Raw genomic sequence first — 19,449 nt, 5'->3', positions numbered from 1 at the left:
GTTAGCGAAGCGTAACCCACCACTTCTGCCGCCGTGGAGACGAAAGAGGTGGGTTACGCCTTCGGCTAACCCACCCTACTAAACTTCGCCCGATGACAGGAAGTTGAAAGCCCAATTGCCAGGCATATGCTGGCCGAGCGGACAAAAGCCGACCACAATTGCGAGGTCTATCGCAGTTTTCATCACACGCGGGCCGGCATGTTGCGAAAACCCCTGATTGCGCTGTCATTGCTTGGCTTCTCCTTGTCCGGCTTGCCATCGCCGGCGCGGGCCGCCGACATCACCGGCACAGCGAAGGTCCGCGCCGGCGACGCGGTGGTGATCGGCAACACGCGGATCAGGCTCGGCGGCATCGACGCCCCCGCGGTCGACCAGCTCTGCCTCAACAACAAGGGCGAGCGCTGGACCTGCGGCATAGCGGCCCGCGACGAGCTCGCCAAATACGCCGACGGCAAGACCTGGGTCTGCCATGCGCGGTCGATCGACCGGCGCGGCCGCACCGTGGCGCGCTGCGACGTCGGCGGCGAGGATATCCAGAAATGGCTGGTGCGCGCAGGCTGGGCGCTGGCCTACACCCGCGTCTCGCGCGACTACGAAGCCGATGATGCCGCCGCGCGGGAGGCAAAAGCCGGCATGTGGCAAGGCGCCTTCATCGCGCCCTGGGACTGGCGCGAGCGCAACAAGAAGACCACCATCCTCGGCGCCACCAAGCCGCCCGATGGCGCACATGCGATCCTGCTCGCTTCGGCTTCGGGCCCGGTCGCGCCCTCGCCGGACTGCACCATCAAGGGCAACGTCAACAGCGCCGGCGAGTGCATCTATCACCGGCCGACCAGCCGCTGGTATGCGCAGATCAAGATGAAGATCAGCAAGGGCACGCGCTGGTTCTGCTCGGTGGAGGAAGCCGAAGATGCGGGCTGCCGCGAGACTAAGAGATAACCCACGTCAGACCTGCGTTTTCCGGCCTTTTCTTGCACCGCGGCGCCGCGTAAAAGTGTGAATCAGCGACCTACCATCCTATTCTCAGGCAACAAGGACCAACAGCAATGACCGTTCGCGCGGGCCGGGAATTTCTGGCCATCCCCGGGCCCACCAATATGCCCGACGAGGTGCTGCGGGCGATGCATCGTCCGGCGATCGACATCTACTCCAAACAGATGACCGATCTGACCGAGAGCCTGCTCAGTGACATCTCGAAACTGTTTGCCACCAAGGGCAAGTCCTACATCTACATCGCCAACGGTCACGGCGCCTGGGAAGCAGCATTGAGCAACGTGCTGTCGCGCGGCGACAAGGTGCTGGTGCTCGAAAGCGGACGGTTCGCGATCGGCTGGGGCCATGCCGCGGCGCTGATGGGTGCCGAGGTCGAGGTGCTCAAGGGCGACTGGCGACGCGCGGTGCGGCCGCACGAGGTCGAGGAGCGCCTGCGCCGCGACAAGGAGCACACCATCAAGGCCGTCGTCGTCGTCCAGGTCGACACCGCCTCAGGCGTGCAGAACGACATCGAGGCGATTGGCAAGGCGATCAAGGCCAGCGGCCATCCGGCGCTGTACATGGTCGACACTGTGGCCTCGCTCGGCTGCATGCCGTTCGAGATGGACAAATGGGGCATCGACGTCGCGATGTCGGGCTCGCAAAAGGGCCTGATGACGCCGCCCGGCCTCGGCTTCGTCGCGGCCAACGCGCGCGCGCGCGAGGTGCAGAAGACCGCCAACATGAGCACGCCCTATTGGAGCTGGAGCGAGCGCGAGGGCAGCGAGCACTATCGCAAATATGCCGGCACCGCGCCGGTGCATCTGCTGTTCGCGCTGCGCCAGGCCATTGACCTGCTGCACGAGGAAGGACTGGAGAACGCCTTCCGACGTCACAGCCTGCTCGGCGAGGCCGCACGCCGCGCGGTCGGCGCGTGGTCGGAAGGCCAGGTGCTCGGCTTCAACGTCGCCGAAGCCAGCGAACGCTCCAACACCGTGACCACGGTGACCATGAGCAACGGCCACGATCCGGCAATCCTGCAACGCTATTGCAAGGAGAAGTGCGGCGTCGTGCTCGGCACCGGCATCGGCGATCTCTCGGGACAAGCCTTCCGCATCGCCCATATGGGCCACGTCAACGCCCCGATGCTGCTCGGCACGTTGGGCGTGATCGAGATCGGGCTGAACGCGCTGAAGATCCCGCACGGCAAAGGCGGGCTTGAGGCAGCGGTCGCGTATCTCGGCGAAGAGGTGGCGGTGTAGACGCCTTTTTCCTTCTCTTGTGGGAGCAATCTTGTAGCCCGGGTGAGCGAAGCGACACCCGGGATTCTTGCGCGAGTCCCCGCATGTCGCTTCGCTCATGCGGGCTACGGCAGCGGCGGCAAGCGATACGCCTCGACCTGCGCCTTCAACGCCTCCAGCGAGGCAAGTGGCGCCGTCGGATCGACCCGATACTCCCCACGCGCCAGCCACGACAGCACCTTCGCATCGATCACCGGCGAATGGTGGATGACGTCGCCGTAATTGTCGAGGTCGTGCGTCACGTCCTTGATCGCCCGGAAATCGTACAGACGCACATTGGGAAGCTGCGTCAGGCACTGCGCAATGACGGCCGTGAGGTCGGTGACGATTTTCAGCGTCGCAGGCGAAGCGTCGCGCATCGCGACGAATTGCAGGATCGAATAGGGCGGGAAGTAGATGTCGAAGGTCACGTCCGGATGGCGCGCGATCAGGCCGACGGCGTCACGCTCGAAATGCCGGACCATCGCATCGTAACGATAGCCTTCGCCGAGAAAACGGCTGCGCACGGGATCGGTGATATAGGCGAAAGCCGCGAGCGTCCTTTTCGCATTATAGGCGCGCGCGACGTCGATATCGCGCGGCAACGCATAAATGTCGTCGACGTCTTCAAGCGCAAACTTGACGGGCAGAAAAGGCGCCGCCCGGGTCAGCGGCTCCCGCAGCGGCGGAACCGACCGCAGCAATGCGAACAGGGATTCCTTCGCCATCGCCGCACTGAACAGATAGGACGCGATCCCCTTTGCCGTCCCGCGATAGAGATCGGCAGCGAGATAAGGATCGGTCTCGATGTCGGCAGCATCGACAAAGATAAAATCGTCCATCGCCCAGATCACGCGCTTCGCGCCGCGGTCGATGGCCTGCTCGAGTACAAAGCCCTGCTGACGCGAATTGGAGCCGGTCATCGCCAGCTTGAGCGAGTGCACGCCGAGGGCATGGTCGATGTCGCTCTGGCGGAAATGGATCGCGAGCGAGGTGCCCATGAACGCGGTATCGAACGATTGGCTGCGGATCAGCCCGGCATTCTGCACGCGCGTGTCATCGGAATAGAACGGCGCGACGAGACGCGAGGGCCGAAACAGTTGCAGGGGATCGATGACATAGGTGAGCGCAGCCGCGCCCAGCACGCACGCGATGCTCGCGAGGAGAAGACGCCCTGGATATGTGAACGCGCCGCGCATCAGAACCGGAAATAGATGAATTCGCTGTGGCTCTGGATACCCAAAATCCCGAACGCAAGCACCAGCGACGCACCATAGAGGACCAGCGGCCGCATCCGTCCGGACATCAGGCCGTCGCCGACCCTGCGATTGGCGTGGTCGTACCCCATGAGTCCTTGCGTGTTCGGCGCCAGCCACACCAGCGCGGCATAGATCGTGACCATCACCGACGCCGCAATCTCCTCGCGGCCGAACACGATGTTGGAGGGATCGGCCATCGCATTCACAATCCGCATTGCCCAATCGACCCGTTCGGCACGGAAGAAGACCCAGGCGACAACGACGGCGAGGAATGTCAGCACGGCTCCGGCGACGCGCGTCGTGTGCGCGAGCCACTTCGGAACATTCGGCACCAGCGCGTTGAAAGCGTGATTGATACAGAGATAGGCGCCATGCAGGGCGCCCCAAATGACAAAAGTCCAGGCCGCGCCATGCCAGAGCCCGCCGAGCAGCATCGTGAGCAGCAAGTTGATGTAGCGCAGCACGCGCCCGCGCCTGTTGCCCCCGAGCGGGATGTAGAGATAGTCGCGCAGGAAGTGCGACAGCGTCATGTGCCAGCGGCGCCAGAACTCGACGATGCTGGTGGCCTTGTAGGGCGAGTTGAAATTGACCGGCAGGAAGATTCCGAACATCAGCGATATCCCGATCGCCATGTCGGAATAGCCGGAAAAGTCGAAATAGAGCTGGAACGTGTAGGCGAGTGCACCGAGCCAGGCCTGATCAAAACTCGGCGCGCGCGCATCGAAGGCGAGCGCGACCAGCGGCTGGATGCCATCGGCAAGGCAGGTCTTCTTGAACAGGCCGATTGCGAAGATGATGAGGCCGCACAGGATCAGATGCGCATGCGGATGCTTGGTTTCCTCCCGCTCGAATTGCGGGATCATGTCCTTGTGGTGAAGGATTGGCCCCGCGATCAGATGCGGAAAGTAGGTCACGAACAGCGCATAGTGTGGCAGCGCGTAGGCCGCGACCTGCCCGCGCCAGGCGTCAACCAGGAACGCGATCTGGGTGAACGTGTAGAAGGAGATGCCGACCGGCAGCAGGATGTGGACCGCAAAGTGCGTGCCGGCCAGCGCGTTGACGTTCTCGGTGACGAAGCCGGCATATTTGAAGATGCCAAGTACGAGAAGATCGCCGGCGACGCCGAGGGCCAGTGCCACCTTTCGTTGCGACGAAGTAAGCTTGGCCACGATGAGGAGGTGGCCTATGCCGTAGTTGAAGGCGATCGATAGCAGCAACAGGGCCACGAACTGCCAGTTGCCAATGGCATAGAAGGTGAGCGAGGCCGCCGCCAGCCAGATCACCGGGGCCAGATTGCTGCGCCGCCCGAGCCAGAAATAGCCAGCCAGCGCGACGGGCAGGAACAGCAGGATGAACGGGTAGGAATTGAACAACATCAGGCTGGACCGGCGGCAGGACTAAAGACCCGGCCCCTAAAGCATACAAGCGGCCCGTCAACAACCCGGCGACGACGCCCGCAGCGACGCTGGCAATTCACGGAAGCGGGACGATATAAGGTGAAACACGCATCTGAATGAGGATCGAGTGACACAAGCCAAAACACCTTCCCTGCCCCCCCTCGCGCCGCGCCGGCCGCATTCCTTCACGCGACACGGGATCACCGTGACCGACGACTATGCCTGGTTGAAGGACGAGAAATGGCAGGAGGTGCTGCGCGACCCCGCGGTGCTCGATCCCGACATCCGCAAATATCTCGACGCAGAAAATGGCTACACCGAGAGCCTGCTCGGCCATACCGCGGCGCTCCAGAAAACGCTGGTGCGCGAGATGCGGGGGCGGATCAAGGAGGACGATTCCAGCGTGCCGTCGCCGGATGGTCCTTTCGCCTATTTCCGCAAATTCCGCGAGGGCGGTCAGCACGAGCTGTTCGGCCGTATGCCGCGCGACGGCGGCGAGGGCCACATCGTGCTCGACGGCGATGCGCTCGCCAAGGACCATGAATACTTCAAGTTCGGCGGCAGCCGGCACTCGAACGACCACAGGCTGCAGGCCTGGAGCGCCGACACCAAGGGCTCGGAGTATTTCTCCATCCGCGTGCGCGACTGGGCGACCGGCAAGGACCTCGACGACGTCGTCGAGGAGACCGACGGCGGCGTGGTCTGGAGCAAGGATGCGACGTCGTTCTTCTACGTGAAGCTCGACGACAACCACCGCCCGATGCAGGTGTGGCGGCATAAGCTCGGCACTGGGCAAGCCGACGACACGCTGGTCTACGAGGAGCAGGATTCCGGCTGGTTCACCCATCTGCAAGAGAGCACCAGTGGCCGCTTCTGCGTGATCGCGGGCGGCGACCACGAGACCTCCGAGCAGCGGCTGATCGACCTCGCCCACCCCGACGCACCGCCGCGCCTGGTCGCGGCACGCAAGGAAGGCGTGCAATATTCGCTGGCCGACCGTGGCGACGAACTCTTCATCCTAACCAACGCCGACCATGCCATCGACTTCAAGATCGTCACCGCGCCGCTCGCCTCACCCGAGCGCAAGAACTGGCGCGATCTGATCCCGTATCGCCCGGGCATCTACATCATCGACCTCGATCTCTATGCCGGCCACATGGTGCGGCTGGAGCGCGCCAACGCGCTGCCGTCCATCGTGATCCGCGACCTCGCCTCGAACGAGGAGCACGCGATCGCGTTCGACGAAGCGGCCTATTCGCTGGATACGATGGGCTCCTACGAATTCGAGACGACCAATTTGCGCTTCGCCTATTCGTCGATGACGACGCCGTCGGAAGTCTACGATTACGACATGGTCAAGCGCACGCGCACCCTTCGCAAGCGGCAGGAGATCCCGTCCGGCCACAATGCGAGCGACTACGTCACCACCCGCATCATGGCGAAAGCGCATGACGGCGCCGAGGTGCCGGTCTCGATCCTCCATCGCCGCGGACTCACGCTCGACGGCGCGGCGCCGCTGCTGCTCTACGGCTACGGCTCCTACGGCATGGCGATGCCGGCTTCGTTCAGCGCCAACCGCCTGTCGCTGGTCGACCGTGGCTTCGTCTATGCCATCGCCCATATCCGCGGCGGCGCCGACAAGGGCTGGGGCTGGTACCTCGACGGCAAGCGCGAGAAGAAGACCAATTCGTTCGACGATTTTGCCGCCAGCGCACGCGCGCTGATCGATGCGAAGTACACCAGTGCAAAGCGCATTGTCGGCCACGGCGGTTCGGCCGGCGGCATGCTGATGGGCGCGGTGGCGAACCGCGCCGGCGAATTGTTCGCCGGCGTCGTCGCCGAAGTGCCGTTCGTCGACGTGCTCAACACGATGCTCGACGACACGCTGCCGCTGACGCCGCCGGAATGGCCGGAATGGGGCAACCCGATCGAGAGCGAGAAGGATTTCCGCACCATCCTGTCCTATTCGCCCTACGACAATGTCGCGGCGAAAGACTATCCCGCGATCCTGGCGATGGGCGGGTTGACCGATCCGCGCGTCACCTATTGGGAGCCCGCCAAATGGATCGCGCGCCTGCGCGCGACCATGAGCGGCGGCGGCCCGGTCCTGCTCCGCACCAACATGGGCGCCGGCCACGGCGGCGCATCGGGACGCTTCAACCGGCTCGATGAAGTCGCGATCGTCTATGCGTTCGCGCTGTGGGCGGCGGGGATGGCGGAGGCGTGACTTCGTAGCCCGGATGGAGCGCAGCGAAATCCGGGATTAGTGCAGACGACATCACAGCCCCGGATTGCGCTGCGCTCCATCCGGGCTACGGCCTCGAGAGAGGCGAAGCCTCACACGGCCCCATGCGCCTCCACATACAGCGCATACACCGAGTGGCTGCTTGCCATATACAGGCGATTGTTCTTCGGCCCGCCGAAGCAGAGATTGGCGCAGCGTTCGGGCAGCTTGATGAAGGCGAGCGGCTTGCCCTCTGCGTTGAACACCATCACGCCGTCGAGATCCTCCGACTTGGCCTTGAGCTGATAAACCTTGCGGCCGGCGATGTCGGTCGGCTCGGATTGCAGCGCACCGTTGGAGCCCCAGCCGCACCAGAGATTGCCGTCGCGGTCGACGCGAAAACCGTCGAGCGAGGCCTGGTCAGCCGCGTCGATCAGCTTGGTCTTGCCGCTGAGCGAACCGTCGTCACCGACATTATAGCTCCAGATGCTGCGGTTGGGCGTACCTTTCCACTCGACCACGTAGAGCTTCTTCTCGTCAGGCGAAAAGGCGAGGCCGTTCGGATTGACGAGGTCGGTCAGCATAGCGCTGAGCTTGCCGTCCTTAGCGATGCGGTAGACGTTGGTGGTGGCTTGCTCGGCCTTTTCCTTCTTGCCCTCCCACTCGCCGTTGATGCCGAACAGCGGGTCGGTGAACCAGATGCTGTCGTCGGACTTCACCACGATGTCGTTCGGCGCGTTCAGCCGCTTGCCCTCGAACTTCTCGGCCAGCACGGTGATCTTGCCGTCCTTCTCGGTGCGGGTGATGCGGCGGGTCACCGAGTGCTCGCAGCTGACGAGGCGACCCTGGCGGTCGCGCGCGTTGCCGTTGGCGTAGTTCGCGTTGGCGCGGAACACGCTGGTCTGCCCGGTCTTCTCGTCGAACTTCATGATCCGGTTGTTGGGAATGTCCGAGAACAGCAGATAGCCGCCTTCGGGAAAATAGGCGGGGCCTTCCGCCCAGCGCATGCCGGTCGCGACCTGCTCGAGCGTCGAGGAATAAAGCCGGTACTTTCCAAAACTGGGATCGAGGATTTGAACGGCGGGATCGGGGTAGCGCTGGTTCGGCGCGAACGGAAACGACTGGGCACCGGCGGCGTGGGCGAGGAGCGCGGAAGTGGCCGCAGCGCCGGCGCCGGCCAAGAGGTTGCGTCGCGTGAAATTCATGGAGTCCTCCCTGGGTGATTTAAGGCCGGCGCTTGCTGCGGCCGGCCTGTTTCTTGATATGCTTGGTGTCGGCGCGCGGCCTTTACCTTCCGTTCGCCTTCCGCCATGCGGCGAAGTCGGTCAGCGTCTGTGGGTCCGTTGCCGGATAGAGACCGAAAATGCCGCGGCCCTTGTTGACTTCCTCGGTGACGAAGTCCTCGAACGCGGTCATCTCGAAGGTCTCGTTGGCGATCTCCTCAGCGAGATGCGCAGGGATCACGATCACGCCGTCCCTGTCGCCGAGAATGACGTCGCCGGGAAACACCGGCGCATCCCCGCAGCCGATCGGCACGTTGATCTCGATGGCGTGATGCAGCGTCAGATTGGTCGGCGCGCTTGGGCGGTGGTGGTAGGCGGGGATACCGAGCTTGGCGATCTCGGCCGAGTCGCGAAAACCGCCATCGGTGACGACCCCGGCGACACCGCGCTTCATCAAGCGCGTGACCAGGATCGCACCGGCGGACGCGGCGCGCGCGTCCTTGCGGCTGTCCATCACCAGCACGCTGCCCGCCGGGCAATCCTCGACTGCCTTGCGCTGCGGATGGGAGCGGTCCTTGAAGACCTCGATGGTGTTGAGATCCTCGCGCGCCGGCATATAGCGCAGCGTGAAGGCTTCACCGACCATGGTCGGCTGGTCGGCACTGAGCGGGTGCACATCCTGGATCATCTGGATGCGCAGGCCCCGCTTGAACAACGCGGTTGCGACGGTGGCGGTGGAGACGGATTTGAGCTTGTTGCGGGTGGCTTCGGCAAGTTTGGTCATGTCACGCTCTCTAGTAAATCGAGGGCTCGCCGATCGGCGCGCCGAAATCGGTCTCGAGGAAGTCGAAGTCGCAGCCGTCATTGGCCTGCTTGATGTGCTTGGTGAACATCCAGCCATAGCCGCGCTCGAAGCGGCGCTCGGGCTGCTTCCAGGCGGCGCGGCGCTTGTCGAGCTCGGCTTCCGACACGTCGAGATTGATGGTGCGGGCGCCGACGTCGAGCGTGATGCGGTCGCCGTTCCGCACCAGCGCGAGCGGTCCGCCGACATAGGATTCGGGAGCGACATGCAAAATGCAGGCGCCGTAGCTGGTGCCGCTCATGCGCGCATCGGAGATCCGCACCATGTCGCGGACGCCCTGCTTCACGAGCTTGGTCGGGATCGGCAGCATGCCCCATTCCGGCATGCCCGGCCCGCCCTGCGGCCCTGCATTGCGCAAAATGAGAATGTGGTCTTCGGTGACGTCGAGATCGGGATCGTCGACCGCCTTCTTCATCGAAGGGTAGTCGTCGAACACCAGCGCCGGCCCGGTGTGCTTGAGGAAGCGCGGCGCGCAGGCCGACGGCTTGATGACGCAGCCGTCGGGTGCGAGATTGCCCTTGAGCACCGCGAGGGCGCCTTCCTTGTAGATGGGATTGTCGATCGAGCGGATCACATCGTCATTGTGGACCTCGGCATGCGCGATATTCTCGCCCAGCGTCAGGCCGGTGACGGTGATGCAGTCGAGATGCAGATGCGGCTTGATCTGCCCCATCAGCGCCGGCAGGCCGCCGGCATAGAAGAAGTCCTCCATCAGATAGGCATCGCCGCTCGGCCGCACATTGGCGATGACGGGCACCTTGCGGCTCGCAATCTCGAAATCGTCGAGGCCGATGTCGAGACCGGCGCGGCGGGCCTGCGCGATCAGATGGATGATCGCATTGGTCGAACAGCCCATGGCCATCGCCACCGCGATCGCGTTCTCGAACGCCTTGCGGGTCTGGATCGTCTTCGGCGTCAGATCTTCCCAGACCATCTCGACGATACGGCGCCCGCATTCCGAGGCCATGCGGATATGGTTGGCATCAGCGGCGGGAATCGAGGACGCGCCCGGCAGCGTCATGCCGATCGCCTCTGCAATCGCGGTCATGGTGGAAGCCGTGCCCATGGTCATGCAGGTGCCGTAGCTGCGCGCAATGCCGGCCTCGATGTCGAGCCAGTCCTTGTCGGAGATTTTTCCGGCGCGCCGCTCGTCCCAGTATTTCCAGCCGTCCGAGCCCGAGCCGAGCGTCTTGCCCTTCCAATTGCCGCGCAGCATCGGACCTGCCGGCAGATAGATCGCCGGGATGTTCATCGAGGTCGCACCCAGCAGCAGCGCCGGCGTGGTCTTGTCGCAGCCGCCCATCAGCACCACGCCGTCGACGGGATGGCTGCGCAACAGCTCCTCGGCGTCCATCGCCAGCAGATTGCGATAGAGCATGGTGGTCGGCTTGAGCAGCGATTCCGACAGCGACAGTGCCGGCAGCTCCAGCGGCAGGCCGCCGGCCATCAGGATGCCGCGCTTGACGTCGTCAACGCGCGACTTGAAGTGCATGTGGCAGGGCTGCGCGTCCGACCAGGTGTTGAGGATCGCGATGATCGGGCGGTCCTTCCACTCCTCCGGCGCGTAGCCCATCTGCATGGTGCGGGAGCGATGGCCGAACGAGCGGAGATCGTCGGGTGCGAACCAGCGCGCGCTGCGGAGCTGGTCGGGCGTTAGTTTCTTCTTGGTCATGATTGGGTGCCCCATTTCTGCACGGTGTTCCGCTCGATGGCGCGGAAGATCAGGTTTTCGACAAAAAGCCCGATGATGATCACCGTCAAGAGGCCGGCGAAGACCGCAGGTATGTCGAGCAGGTTGCGGTTTTCGAAGATGAACCAGCCGAGCCCGCCCTGCCCCGACGACACGCCGAACACCAGCTCGGCCGCGATCAGCGTGCGCCAGGCAAAGGCCCAGCCGATCTTGAGGCCGGTCAGGATCGAGCCGAACGCGGCGGGGATGAGGATTTTCGCCACGTACGGCAATCCCCGAAGGCCGTAATTGCGGCCGACCATGCGCAGCGTGTTGGACACGCTCTTGAAGCCCGAATGGGTGTTGAGCGCGACCGGCCACAGCACCGAATGGATCAGCACAAACACCAGACTGCCGTTGCCGAGACCGAACCAGATCAAAGCGAGCGGCAACAGCGCGATCGCCGGCAGCGGATTGAACATCGCCGTGACCGTCTCAAGGAAATCGGTGCCGATGCGGGTGGAGATCGCGAGCACGGTGAAGATCGCGGCGAGCGCGATGCCGGCTGAATAGCCCATGAACAGCACTTTTAGCGAAGCCCAGGCCCGCATGGGAATCGTGCCGTCCTTGACGCGATCGTAGAGCGTGAGGATCGTGTCGTGCAGCGTCGGAAACAGCAGGGGATTGTCGAGGGCGAGGCCGTAGGCCTCCCAGACCGCCGCGAGGAACAGGATGATGACGGTCTTGCGGACAAAGCCGTCGTTCCACAACAGCTCGGGCACGCTCAGCTTGCGCTCGACCTCGGCTGCGCTGCCGACGACCGGCGCGTCACGCAGCATTATTCTCGCTTCGCCCATGAGAGGCTCCCTCAATGCGCCGTTGCTTCGGAGGCGAACAGGAGATCGTGAATCTCCTTCTCCAGCCGGCCGGCACTGCCATCGTCATTGGAGACCTTGTCGACGTCGACCACCTCGGCCTTGACGCGGCCGGGATGCGGCGACAACAGCAGGATGCGGTTGCCGATGCGGATCGCTTCCGCGATCGAGTGGGTCACGAACAGCACGGTGAATTTGGTCTCGCTCCAGAGCTGGAGCAGCTCGTCCTGGCAGGTTCGCCGCGTCAGCGCGTCGAGCGCGGCGAACGGCTCGTCCATCAGTAGGATGTCGGGCTCCATTGCCATGCCGCGCGCGATCGCGACGCGCTGCTTCATGCCGCCGGAGAGCGTGTGCGGATAAGCGTCGACCACGCGGGTGAGGCCCACTTTCTCGATATAGGCCCGCGCCCGCGCATCGGCATCCTTGCGCGACAATTTTCGCGCGGTCAGCAGCGGAAACATCACGTTGGCCAGCACGCTTTTCCAAGGCAGCAGCTGGTCGAACTCTTGGAAGATCATCATGCGATCGGCGCCGGGACCGCGAATCTCGCGGTCGTTGATGGTCATGCGGCCTTCGCTCGGCGCCATGTAGCCGCCGACGGCCTTGAGCAGGGTCGACTTGCCGCAGCCGGACGGCCCGAGCAGCACGAAGCGGTCGGACCTGTCGACTGTGAAGCTGACCCGTTCGGTCGCCGTGACGACGGCGCTGGAGGTCTTGTAGCGCAGCGTCACGGAGCTGACGTCGAGCAGCGCCATCAGTTGCCCTTCAGATCGTGGGCGACGGGCAGATAATAATCAGTCCAGGCCTTGGGCTGAGTCTTCAGCGTGCCGGTCTTGAACAGATGGGCGGCGAATTTCATCGTGCCCTGCGGTTCGAGATTCCACTCCATCATGCCGGGCTCCTGGAGGAGATCGAGCAGCTCTTCCACCGAGGTCTTGTCGCCGGTGATCTCCTTGTAGATCTCGACCGCCTGTCTGGTGTCGCTGCGGATCAGATCCTGAGCTTCCTTGGTCGCATCGCGCACGGCCTGGATGATTTTCGGGTTGGCATCAGCGAACTTCGTGGTGGTGAAGAACTGCGCCTGGCTGAGCGGGCCGCCCATCACGTCAGGCGACGACAGCACGACATGCGCGCCCGGCACGTTCTTCAGCTCGAGGAAGGTGAACGGCGGAATCGAGAAATGGGTGTGCACCTCGTGCTTGGCGTTGGACAGCGCCGCATAGGCGTCGGGATGACCGAGCTGCACCGTGTTGACGTCCAGCTTCGACCATTGGTCGGGACCAAAGGCTTCGGCGGCGGCGATCTGGAGCACGATGGCCTGGGTCGAGACTTTTACGGTCGGCACGGCGATCTTGTCGTTGGGGCCGAAATCCTTGATCGACTTGATGTTGGCGTCGCGGCTGATCAGCGTCATCGGCTGCGCCGAGGTCGCGACGATGCCCTTGACGCCGCCGCGGGTGCGGTCCCACAGCAGCAGCAGATTGCCGGTGCCGGTGTTGAGGATGTCGACCCCGCCCGCGAGCAGCGCATCGGTCTGCGCACCGCCGCCGGAGAAGGTGACCCATTTGGTGGTGACGCCGGCCACCCCGAGCTGAGCGGCGTGCTTCTCGATCAGCTTCTGCTTTTCCATGATGTGGCTCGGCATGTAGAAAATGCCGGGCTGGCGAGACAGCGAGATCTCGGACTTCTGCTGCGCCTTTGCTGGCGAAGCCGTCAGCGCCGCTGCGGCGATCAGGGCGACGGCCGTGAGGCCACACTGAAATTGCTTGATCATTGTTGTTCGTTTCCTCCGGCCGCCATTGACGAGCGATCTTGCTAATGCACTAATGCATTAGTGTATCAAAGGCAAGCTGGCCGGAGCGCTTCGCATGGAACCAGCCGAACCCGCGCCCCGCGTAGCCCCCCGCCCCGGCGCGCGGCTCGACCGGGCCCGGCAGGCCGCACCGCAAGTATTCGAGCGGCTGCGCAATGCCATTCTCGCGCTCGAATTGCCGCCGGGCTCGCCGCTGTCGCGCACGGATCTCGCCGCACAATTCGGCGTCAGCTCGACGCCGATCCGCGACGCCTTGATGCGGCTCGAGGAAGAAGGGCTGGTCGACGTGTTTCCGCAGCACGCCACCGTCGTCAGCCGCGTCGACGTCGGTCGGGCCGAGCAGGCCCATTTCCTGCGCCAGGCGCTGGAGCTCGAAATCGTCCGGCTGCTCGCGCAGCAGCACGGCGAAGCCCTGGTCATACGCCTCGACCACACGATCGCGCTCCAGCAGCAATTCGCCAAGGCCGGAGACTTCGAGAGCTTCATCGCTGGCGACAATGATTTTCACGCGCAGCTTTATGCCGCGGCCGGCAAGCAGGAACTCTGGACGCTGGTGCGCAGCCGTAGCGGACATATCGACCGGCTGCGCCGGATGCATCTGCCCTCACCCGGCAAGGCCCAGAACATCGTCCGCCACCACAAGCTGATCACGCGCGCGATCGAGGCCGGCGACGCCGATGCTGCGCAACAGCATCTGCGCAAGCACCTGTCGGGCACGTTGAGCGAGCTCGACACGATCCGAAGCCACTATCCGGAATATTTGACCGACTAGGCATATGGCGCGCGGTTGTCGCGAGCGCTTGTGCACGTCACCGTGCATAAATTGACGCAACCGAGTTCGCCTTTTGCGAGCAATCTTGGGATCGAATGGCGAAGTGCTTGCAGGCCAGATGCAATCCGCGCAACAATTTCAGAGTTGATGGTTTGATTTGCGGTCGCTGGGACACCCCATCCGGCCCGGGAGGATACCAGACGTGGCCAACATCCTGATCGTGGATGACGATCCGGCCGTGCAGATGACGATTCGGCTGCTCCTGGAGAGGGCCGGTCATCAAATCACCGTCGCCGGAGACGGCCGCAAGGGACTTGCGCTGTTCGAGGCCGGCCAGTTCGACCTTCTCTTTCTCGACATCTTCATGCCCGGCATGGACGGCCTGGAGACGATGCGCCACATCCGGGCGCTGCAGCCGGCGATTCCGATCGTCGTCATTTCCGGCCGTTCGTTCACGCCGGACGCCCATGCGGAGCCGGACTTCCTCAAGATGGCGACCAAGCTCGGCGCGGTGGCGAGCTTGCAGAAGCCGTTCCGGGCCGACGCGCTGCTCGCCGCGGTCGCTGGCTGCCTGGACGCGGCGCGGACGGCATCGGTGAGGAATCCGGATGTCAGCACCGGCCGCCGATGACAAGAACCTTCATTCTGTTCCAACCGAGCGCGGGCACGGCCATTCAGGAAGCGGTGCAGATTCCCCATGACACTCGCTACGCGGCTCGCCATCGCGATGATCCTGCTGGTGGCGGTCACCGTGGCCGCAGTCGGCTGGCTCGGCTATCGCAATATCACCCAGGCCGTCATTCCGCGGGTCCTGGAACGGATTGAAGCCCAGTCGAGCCTGCTGGCCACCCATCTTGAATCCTACGTTGCCGGCGCGCGCGGCGATCTGCTCGGTTATCGCTCCGCCGCGGCCATCAACGGCCTGATCCGTGCCCACATCGGTGGAGGCCTCGACGATGTCGACGGCGTTTCCGAGCAAACCTGGCGCGAGCGCATCGCAGCCCGGCTCGCAGCCGAGATCGACGCGAAACCGAGCTACGGGCAATTTCGAATCATCGGCCTTGACGACGACCAGCGCGAGCTGGTCCGCGTCGATCGCGCCGGCCCGAACGGAACAGCACGGATCGTCCCCGACGGCGAACTGGAACGCAAGAGCGACCGAACCTACTTCCAGGAGACGATTCGATTGGCGCCGGGCGACATCTATGTTTCGCCCGTCGATCTCGCCACGCGGCAGGGAGGAACCACGGACCCTCACATTCCGACGTTGCGCGTCGCGACTCCGCTGTTCACGCCTGATAGCAAGCCGTTCGGCATCGTCATCGCCAATATCGACATGCGTCCTGCGCTCGACCGCGTCCGCTCGACCACGAGCGCAGGAGGAGAAATCTATGTCGTGAATTCGCGTGGCGACTATCTTGTCCACCCTGATCGTGCGCGGGAATTCGGTGCATTGCTTGGCAACGCCAACGATTGGCGCCGGGACTTTCCTTTCTTTGCAGCCCGGGCCGGCCTGCCGCAAGGATCCACGCAGCTTACGAGCGACCAAGCGGGCCGGCCGAGTGGAGCGGCGCTCGCACCGGCACTGCTGGCCGGCAAGGAGTGGTTGGCAGTCATCGAGACGGCCCCACCATCCGTGTTCAGTAGCGTTCCGGCGGCCATTCAAAAAGCCTCCTCACTGGTCGGCCTGCTTGCTGTCCTTGCCGCAGCTTTGCTTGCGGTACTGCTGGCGCGCTCATTGACGCGGCCGATCGGGCGTCTGACCGCGGCGGTGGAAGCGATCGGCAGCGGACGGCGCGCCGAGATTCCCGTCGATGCGAGCGGAGAGACAGGCGTGCTGGCGCGGGCATTCGCGCAAATGGTCGAAGAAACGAGAGCGAAGACGACCGCGCTTGAACGCGAGATCGAGGAGCATCGCCGCACCGAGGCCGCGCGAAGCCATCATGAAGCGCGCGAGCGCTTGTTCAGCGCCGCCGTCGAATCCTCCGACGAAGCGATCGTGATGCAATCGCTCGACGCCATCATCACCGGCTGGAATGCCGCCGCCGAGCGCCTCTACGGCTATTCGGCGAATGAGGCGATCGGGAAATCCACCTCGATCATCGTCCCACCCGACCGACGCGAGCAAGGCAAGGACTATTTGCGGCGGATCGCCGGAGGTGAACCGATGGAACGGTTCGAGACGGTGCGCCTGCGCAAGGATGGCACGCCGGTCGAACTCTCACTCAGCCTGTCGCCGATCAGGGGCCCATCGGGCGAGATCGTGGGCGCCTCCGGCACCGCGCGCAGCCTGACCGAGGCGCGACGGGCCGAGCGGGCGCTGCAGCAGCAGCTCGAGGAACGGCGACAGATCTTCGAGACCTCCCAGGATCTGATCATGGTGATGGACGCGCGCGGCCACATCGCGCAGATCAGTCCGAGCAGCGAGGCCATTCTCGGCTACCGGCCGGAGGAGATGATCGGCCGCAGCGGCGCCGATTTCATTCATTCCGGCCATCTCGACCCGTCGCGCGACGAGATGCGCGCGCTCAGGCGCGGCGAGCGGCTGAAGCTCGCGGACACCCGCTGCTTCCACAAGGACGGTCGTGAGGTCTGGCTGTCCTGGCTCGGCAGCTGGTCCGACCACGCCCAGCGCTACTTCTTTGTCGGGCGCGACATGACAGAAGCGAGGCTTGCACAGGAGTCCTTGCGGGAGAGCGAACAGCTTGCGCGCAACATCGTCGAGACCTCGCTCGATGCTTTCACCCAGACGGACCACACCGGGGCCATCCTGAGTTGGAACTCGCAGGCCGAGAAGCTCTTCGGATGGACCCGTGAGGAGGCGATCGGCAAGAATGCGATTGAGCTTTTCGTCGCCCCCAGTGAGCGCGAAAGCGTCAGGGCCAGACTGAAGCTCTTTCTCGAATCCGAGCAACAATCGCTGGCTAATCCACGGCGCGAACTTTTGGTGCGGCGACGCGACGGTAAGGAGTTCAGGGCCGAGCTCAGCGTCACGGCGCTCCAGCGACGCGAAGGCGTTCTCTTCAATTCGTTCTACCGCGACCTGACCGACAAGATCGCGGCCGACGAGCGCATCCGCCAGGCCGAGAAAATGGAGGCGGTCGGCCAGCTCACCGGCGGCGTGGCGCACGACTTCAACAACATTCTCACCGTCATCACCGGAACGATCGAGATCCTGGCCGACGCGGTGGCCAACGAGCCGGAGCTCGCGGCGATCACGAAGATGATCGACGAGGCCGCCGGGCGTGGCGCCGAGCTGACGCAGCACCTGCTGGCGTTTGCGCGCAAGCAGCCGCTCCAGCCGCGCGAGATCGACGTCAACGCGCTGATCATCGACACGGCGAAATTATTGCGGCCGACGCTGGGCGAGCAGATCCATATCGAATCGGTGTTCGAGGACGAGAACTGCGTCGCGATCGTCGATCCCAGCCAGCTCACCACCGCGATCCTCAACCTCGCGCTCAATGCCCGCGATGCCATGCCGGGCGGCGGCAAGCTGATCGTGGAGACGGGCGCGGCCTATCTCGACGAGGTCTATGCCAGCGTCAACGACGTCCCGCCGGGACACTACGTGCTGATCGCCGTGAGCGACACCGGCAGCGGAATTCCCGCCAACATGCTGGCCAGGGTGTTCGACCCCTTCTTCACCTCGAAGGGACCGGGCAAGGGCACCGGACTCGGGCTTTCGATGGTCTACGGCTTCATCAAGCAGTCGGCGGGCCATATCAAGATCTACAGCGAGGAAGGCCACGGCACCACGATCAAGATGTACCTGCCGCCCGGCAAGACGCCGACGGCGGTCGGCGAGGGCGTGACGCCGGCGACCATCGAGGGCGGACACGAGACGATCCTTGTGGTCGAGGACGACCGGCTGGTGCGCGACTACGTGCTGGCACAGCTGCATTCGCTCGGCTACGTCACCTTGCAGGCTGCGAACGCCGCGGAGGCGCTCGCAATCGTCGCCGCCGGAAAACCGTTCGACCTCCTGTTCACCGACGTCATCATGCCCGGCAAGATGAACGGAAGGCAGCTCGCCGACGAACTGCAGAGAACGCGTCCCGATCTCCGGGTGCTCTACACGTCCGGCTATACCGAGAACGCGATCATCCATCACGGCCGGCTGGATTCGGGCGTTCTGCTGCTGGCGAAGCCCTATCGCAAATCGGATCTGGCGCGGGCCATCCGCAAGGCGTTGAACAGTTGATGGCGCGTCGGGTGAGAGCCCGCAGCCCGGGTGAGCGAAGCGATACCCGGGAACACCACGAGCCACGTCCCGGAAGTCGCTTCGCTCATCCGGGCTACGAAATGTCGCCCACGGAATTTACGACGCGCGCTGCGCCGCGGTCATCACGATCCGGATCAGATCGGCGGCATTGCGCGCACCGAGCTTCTTCATGATGTTGGCGCGATGGTCCTCGATGGTGCGCGGGCTGATGCCGAGCGTGCGGCCGGCCTCCTTGTTGGAAGCGCCGGCGGCGAACTGCTCAAGCACCTCGCGCTCCCTGCGCGTCAACGGCTCGCGCCCGGGGAAATGCAGCGAGCCGAACTTCGGCGCTGCGTTCTCCGACTGCCTGCGGGCATAGGCGCCGATCGCCTCGTCGAGCCGGCCGACGATCTCGCTGCCGCGGAACGGCTTCTCGATGAAGTCGAGCGCGCCGCTCTTGATGGCCCCGACCGCCATCGCGATATCGCCCTGTCCGGAGATCATGAAGATCGGTGCCGGATAGTCCTCGCCGTGCAGCTCATTGAGAATATCGAGCCCGGACTTGCCGGGAATGTGCACGTCGAGCAGGACCGCTGCAGGTGTGCGGCTTCGCGCGACGGAGAGCAATGCTGCGCCGTCCGCAAAACAGATCACCTCATAGCCCGCCGCCTTCAACACCATCGACAAGGTGTCGCGAACGGCAGCGTCGTCGTCGACCACGAAGATTTCACCGCGAGAGCTTTGTTCGGCCATGTGCCACACATCCGGTTGGCATGAAGGACTCGCGTCCGCCCCAACCGTTATGGCGTTCGGCGCGGATTCGGCCCACCGTATTTGTACGGGACATGAACTTGACGCACAAGTAGCGGCGAGGCGCCTAATTGCAGAGGACGGAGAAT

At 64.1% G+C, this 19,449-nt stretch carries 15 protein-coding genes; 6 read left to right on the top strand and 9 right to left on the bottom strand.

The annotated features are described in order from the left end of the window. Positions 1 to 198: 198 nt before the first annotated feature. Positions 199 to 939, top strand: a complete 741-nt coding sequence (locus AB3L03_RS18890; protein WP_026233211.1) for a thermonuclease family protein — start codon at positions 199 to 201, stop codon at positions 937 to 939. Between the two features lie 107 nt (positions 940 to 1,046). Beyond that, positions 1,047 to 2,234 carry an alanine--glyoxylate aminotransferase family protein gene (locus AB3L03_RS18885; RefSeq protein ID WP_018456620.1) on the top strand — a complete coding sequence of 396 codons (1,188 nt, stop codon included), beginning with the start codon at positions 1,047 to 1,049 and terminating at the stop codon, positions 2,232 to 2,234. A gap of 104 nt (positions 2,235 to 2,338) precedes the next feature. Here the strand turns inward: AB3L03_RS18885 and AB3L03_RS18880 are convergent, their stop codons facing one another. Next, on the bottom strand, positions 2,339 to 3,451 hold the full coding sequence (locus AB3L03_RS18880; RefSeq protein WP_231189630.1) for a hypothetical protein: 1,113 nt from the start codon (positions 3,449 to 3,451) through the stop codon (positions 2,339 to 2,341). After that, positions 3,451 to 4,887: an MBOAT family protein gene (locus tag AB3L03_RS18875; RefSeq protein ID WP_231189627.1), complete on the bottom strand. Its 1,437-nt coding sequence runs from the start codon at positions 4,885 to 4,887 to the stop codon at positions 3,451 to 3,453. Before AB3L03_RS18875 ends, AB3L03_RS18880 begins: the two co-directional genes overlap by 1 nt. A gap of 148 nt (positions 4,888 to 5,035) precedes the next feature. On the opposite strand from AB3L03_RS18875, the gene AB3L03_RS18870 reads away from it, so the two are divergent. Further along, a complete protein-coding gene (locus AB3L03_RS18870) occupies positions 5,036 to 7,135 on the top strand; it encodes a S9 family peptidase (protein WP_368506866.1) in 2,100 nt (699 codons plus the stop codon). 110 nt (positions 7,136 to 7,245) lie between these two features. Here the strand turns inward: AB3L03_RS18870 and AB3L03_RS18865 are convergent, their stop codons facing one another. The 6 genes from AB3L03_RS18865 to AB3L03_RS18840 all read right to left on the bottom strand — a co-directional run bounded on the left by AB3L03_RS18865 (position 7,246) and on the right by AB3L03_RS18840 (position 13,535). Next, entirely contained in the window at positions 7,246 to 8,337 is a 1,092-nt protein-coding gene (locus AB3L03_RS18865) for an SMP-30/gluconolactonase/LRE family protein (protein ID WP_204512838.1), read from the bottom strand. An 82-nt stretch (positions 8,338 to 8,419) separates the two neighbouring features. After that, the gene (locus tag AB3L03_RS18860; protein ID WP_368506865.1) at positions 8,420 to 9,139 is read right to left on the bottom strand and encodes a ribonuclease activity regulator RraA; all 720 of its coding nucleotides are present in this window, start codon (positions 9,137 to 9,139) and stop codon (positions 8,420 to 8,422) included. Between the two features lie 10 nt (positions 9,140 to 9,149). Continuing rightward, positions 9,150 to 10,889 (bottom strand): L-arabinonate dehydratase, encoded by a 1,740-nt coding sequence (araD, locus tag AB3L03_RS18855; protein WP_368506864.1) that lies wholly within the window; start codon positions 10,887 to 10,889, stop codon positions 9,150 to 9,152. After that, a complete protein-coding gene (locus AB3L03_RS18850) occupies positions 10,886 to 11,743 on the bottom strand; it encodes an ABC transporter permease (RefSeq protein WP_085348860.1) in 858 nt (285 codons plus the stop codon). Before AB3L03_RS18850 ends, araD begins: the two co-directional genes overlap by 4 nt. An 11-nt stretch (positions 11,744 to 11,754) precedes the next feature. Further along, positions 11,755 to 12,516: an ABC transporter ATP-binding protein gene (locus AB3L03_RS18845; RefSeq protein WP_018456628.1), complete on the bottom strand. Its 762-nt coding sequence runs from the start codon at positions 12,514 to 12,516 to the stop codon at positions 11,755 to 11,757. Next, positions 12,516 to 13,535, bottom strand: a complete 1,020-nt coding sequence (locus AB3L03_RS18840; RefSeq protein ID WP_018456629.1) for an ABC transporter substrate-binding protein — start codon at positions 13,533 to 13,535, stop codon at positions 12,516 to 12,518. Before AB3L03_RS18840 ends, AB3L03_RS18845 begins: the two co-directional genes overlap by 1 nt. A gap of 94 nt (positions 13,536 to 13,629) precedes the next feature. Between AB3L03_RS18840 and AB3L03_RS18835 the strand changes: the two genes are divergently transcribed. From AB3L03_RS18835 to AB3L03_RS18825, 3 genes are all read left to right on the top strand, one after another. Next, a complete protein-coding gene (locus tag AB3L03_RS18835; RefSeq protein WP_018456630.1) occupies positions 13,630 to 14,346 on the top strand; it encodes a GntR family transcriptional regulator in 717 nt (238 codons plus the stop codon). Between the two features lie 202 nt (positions 14,347 to 14,548). After that, the gene (locus AB3L03_RS18830; RefSeq protein ID WP_018456631.1) at positions 14,549 to 14,977 is read left to right on the top strand and encodes a response regulator; all 429 of its coding nucleotides are present in this window, start codon (positions 14,549 to 14,551) and stop codon (positions 14,975 to 14,977) included. Positions 14,978 to 15,043: 66 nt separating this feature from the next. After that, on the top strand, positions 15,044 to 18,550 hold the full coding sequence (locus AB3L03_RS18825) for a PAS domain S-box protein (protein ID WP_368506863.1): 3,507 nt from the start codon (positions 15,044 to 15,046) through the stop codon (positions 18,548 to 18,550). A 117-nt stretch (positions 18,551 to 18,667) separates the two neighbouring features. On the opposite strand, the gene AB3L03_RS18820 is transcribed toward AB3L03_RS18825, so the two are convergent. Continuing rightward, a complete protein-coding gene (locus AB3L03_RS18820) occupies positions 18,668 to 19,303 on the bottom strand; it encodes a response regulator transcription factor (protein WP_007604420.1) in 636 nt (211 codons plus the stop codon). Positions 19,304 to 19,449 lie beyond the last annotated feature (146 nt).

The sequence above is a fragment of the Bradyrhizobium lupini genome (genome assembly GCF_040939785.1).
Classification (GTDB): Bacteria; Pseudomonadota; Alphaproteobacteria; order Rhizobiales; family Xanthobacteraceae; genus Bradyrhizobium; species Bradyrhizobium canariense_D.
Note: the sequence above shows the minus strand (reverse complement) of the source record. Positions and strands in the feature narration are given on the sequence as shown.

What these genes read in the sequence shown, in the direction of transcription:
- AB3L03_RS18890 (WP_026233211.1), top strand. Translation starts at nt 199, where the DNA reads ATGTTGCGAAAACCCCTGATTGCGCTGTCATTGCTTGGCTTCTCCTTG.
- AB3L03_RS18885 (WP_018456620.1), top strand. Translation starts at nt 1,047, where the DNA reads ATGACCGTTCGCGCGGGCCGGGAATTTCTGGCCATCCCCGGGCCCACC.
- AB3L03_RS18880 (WP_231189630.1), bottom strand. Translation starts at nt 3,451, where the DNA reads ATGCGCGGCGCGTTCACATATCCAGGGCGTCTTCTCCTCGCGAGCATC.
- AB3L03_RS18875 (WP_231189627.1), bottom strand. Translation starts at nt 4,887, where the DNA reads ATGTTGTTCAATTCCTACCCGTTCATCCTGCTGTTCCTGCCCGTCGCG.
- AB3L03_RS18865 (WP_204512838.1), bottom strand. Translation starts at nt 8,337, where the DNA reads ATGAATTTCACGCGACGCAACCTCTTGGCCGGCGCCGGCGCTGCGGCC.
- AB3L03_RS18860 (WP_368506865.1), bottom strand. Translation starts at nt 9,139, where the DNA reads ATGACCAAACTTGCCGAAGCCACCCGCAACAAGCTCAAATCCGTCTCC.
- araD (WP_368506864.1), bottom strand. Translation starts at nt 10,889, where the DNA reads ATGACCAAGAAGAAACTAACGCCCGACCAGCTCCGCAGCGCGCGCTGG.
- AB3L03_RS18850 (WP_085348860.1), bottom strand. Translation starts at nt 11,743, where the DNA reads ATGGGCGAAGCGAGAATAATGCTGCGTGACGCGCCGGTCGTCGGCAGC.
- AB3L03_RS18845 (WP_018456628.1), bottom strand. Translation starts at nt 12,516, where the DNA reads ATGGCGCTGCTCGACGTCAGCTCCGTGACGCTGCGCTACAAGACCTCC.
- AB3L03_RS18840 (WP_018456629.1), bottom strand. Translation starts at nt 13,535, where the DNA reads ATGATCAAGCAATTTCAGTGTGGCCTCACGGCCGTCGCCCTGATCGCC.
- AB3L03_RS18835 (WP_018456630.1), top strand. Translation starts at nt 13,630, where the DNA reads ATGGAACCAGCCGAACCCGCGCCCCGCGTAGCCCCCCGCCCCGGCGCG.
- AB3L03_RS18825 (WP_368506863.1), top strand. Translation starts at nt 15,044, where the DNA reads ATGACACTCGCTACGCGGCTCGCCATCGCGATGATCCTGCTGGTGGCG.
- AB3L03_RS18820 (WP_007604420.1), bottom strand. Translation starts at nt 19,303, where the DNA reads ATGGCCGAACAAAGCTCTCGCGGTGAAATCTTCGTGGTCGACGACGAC.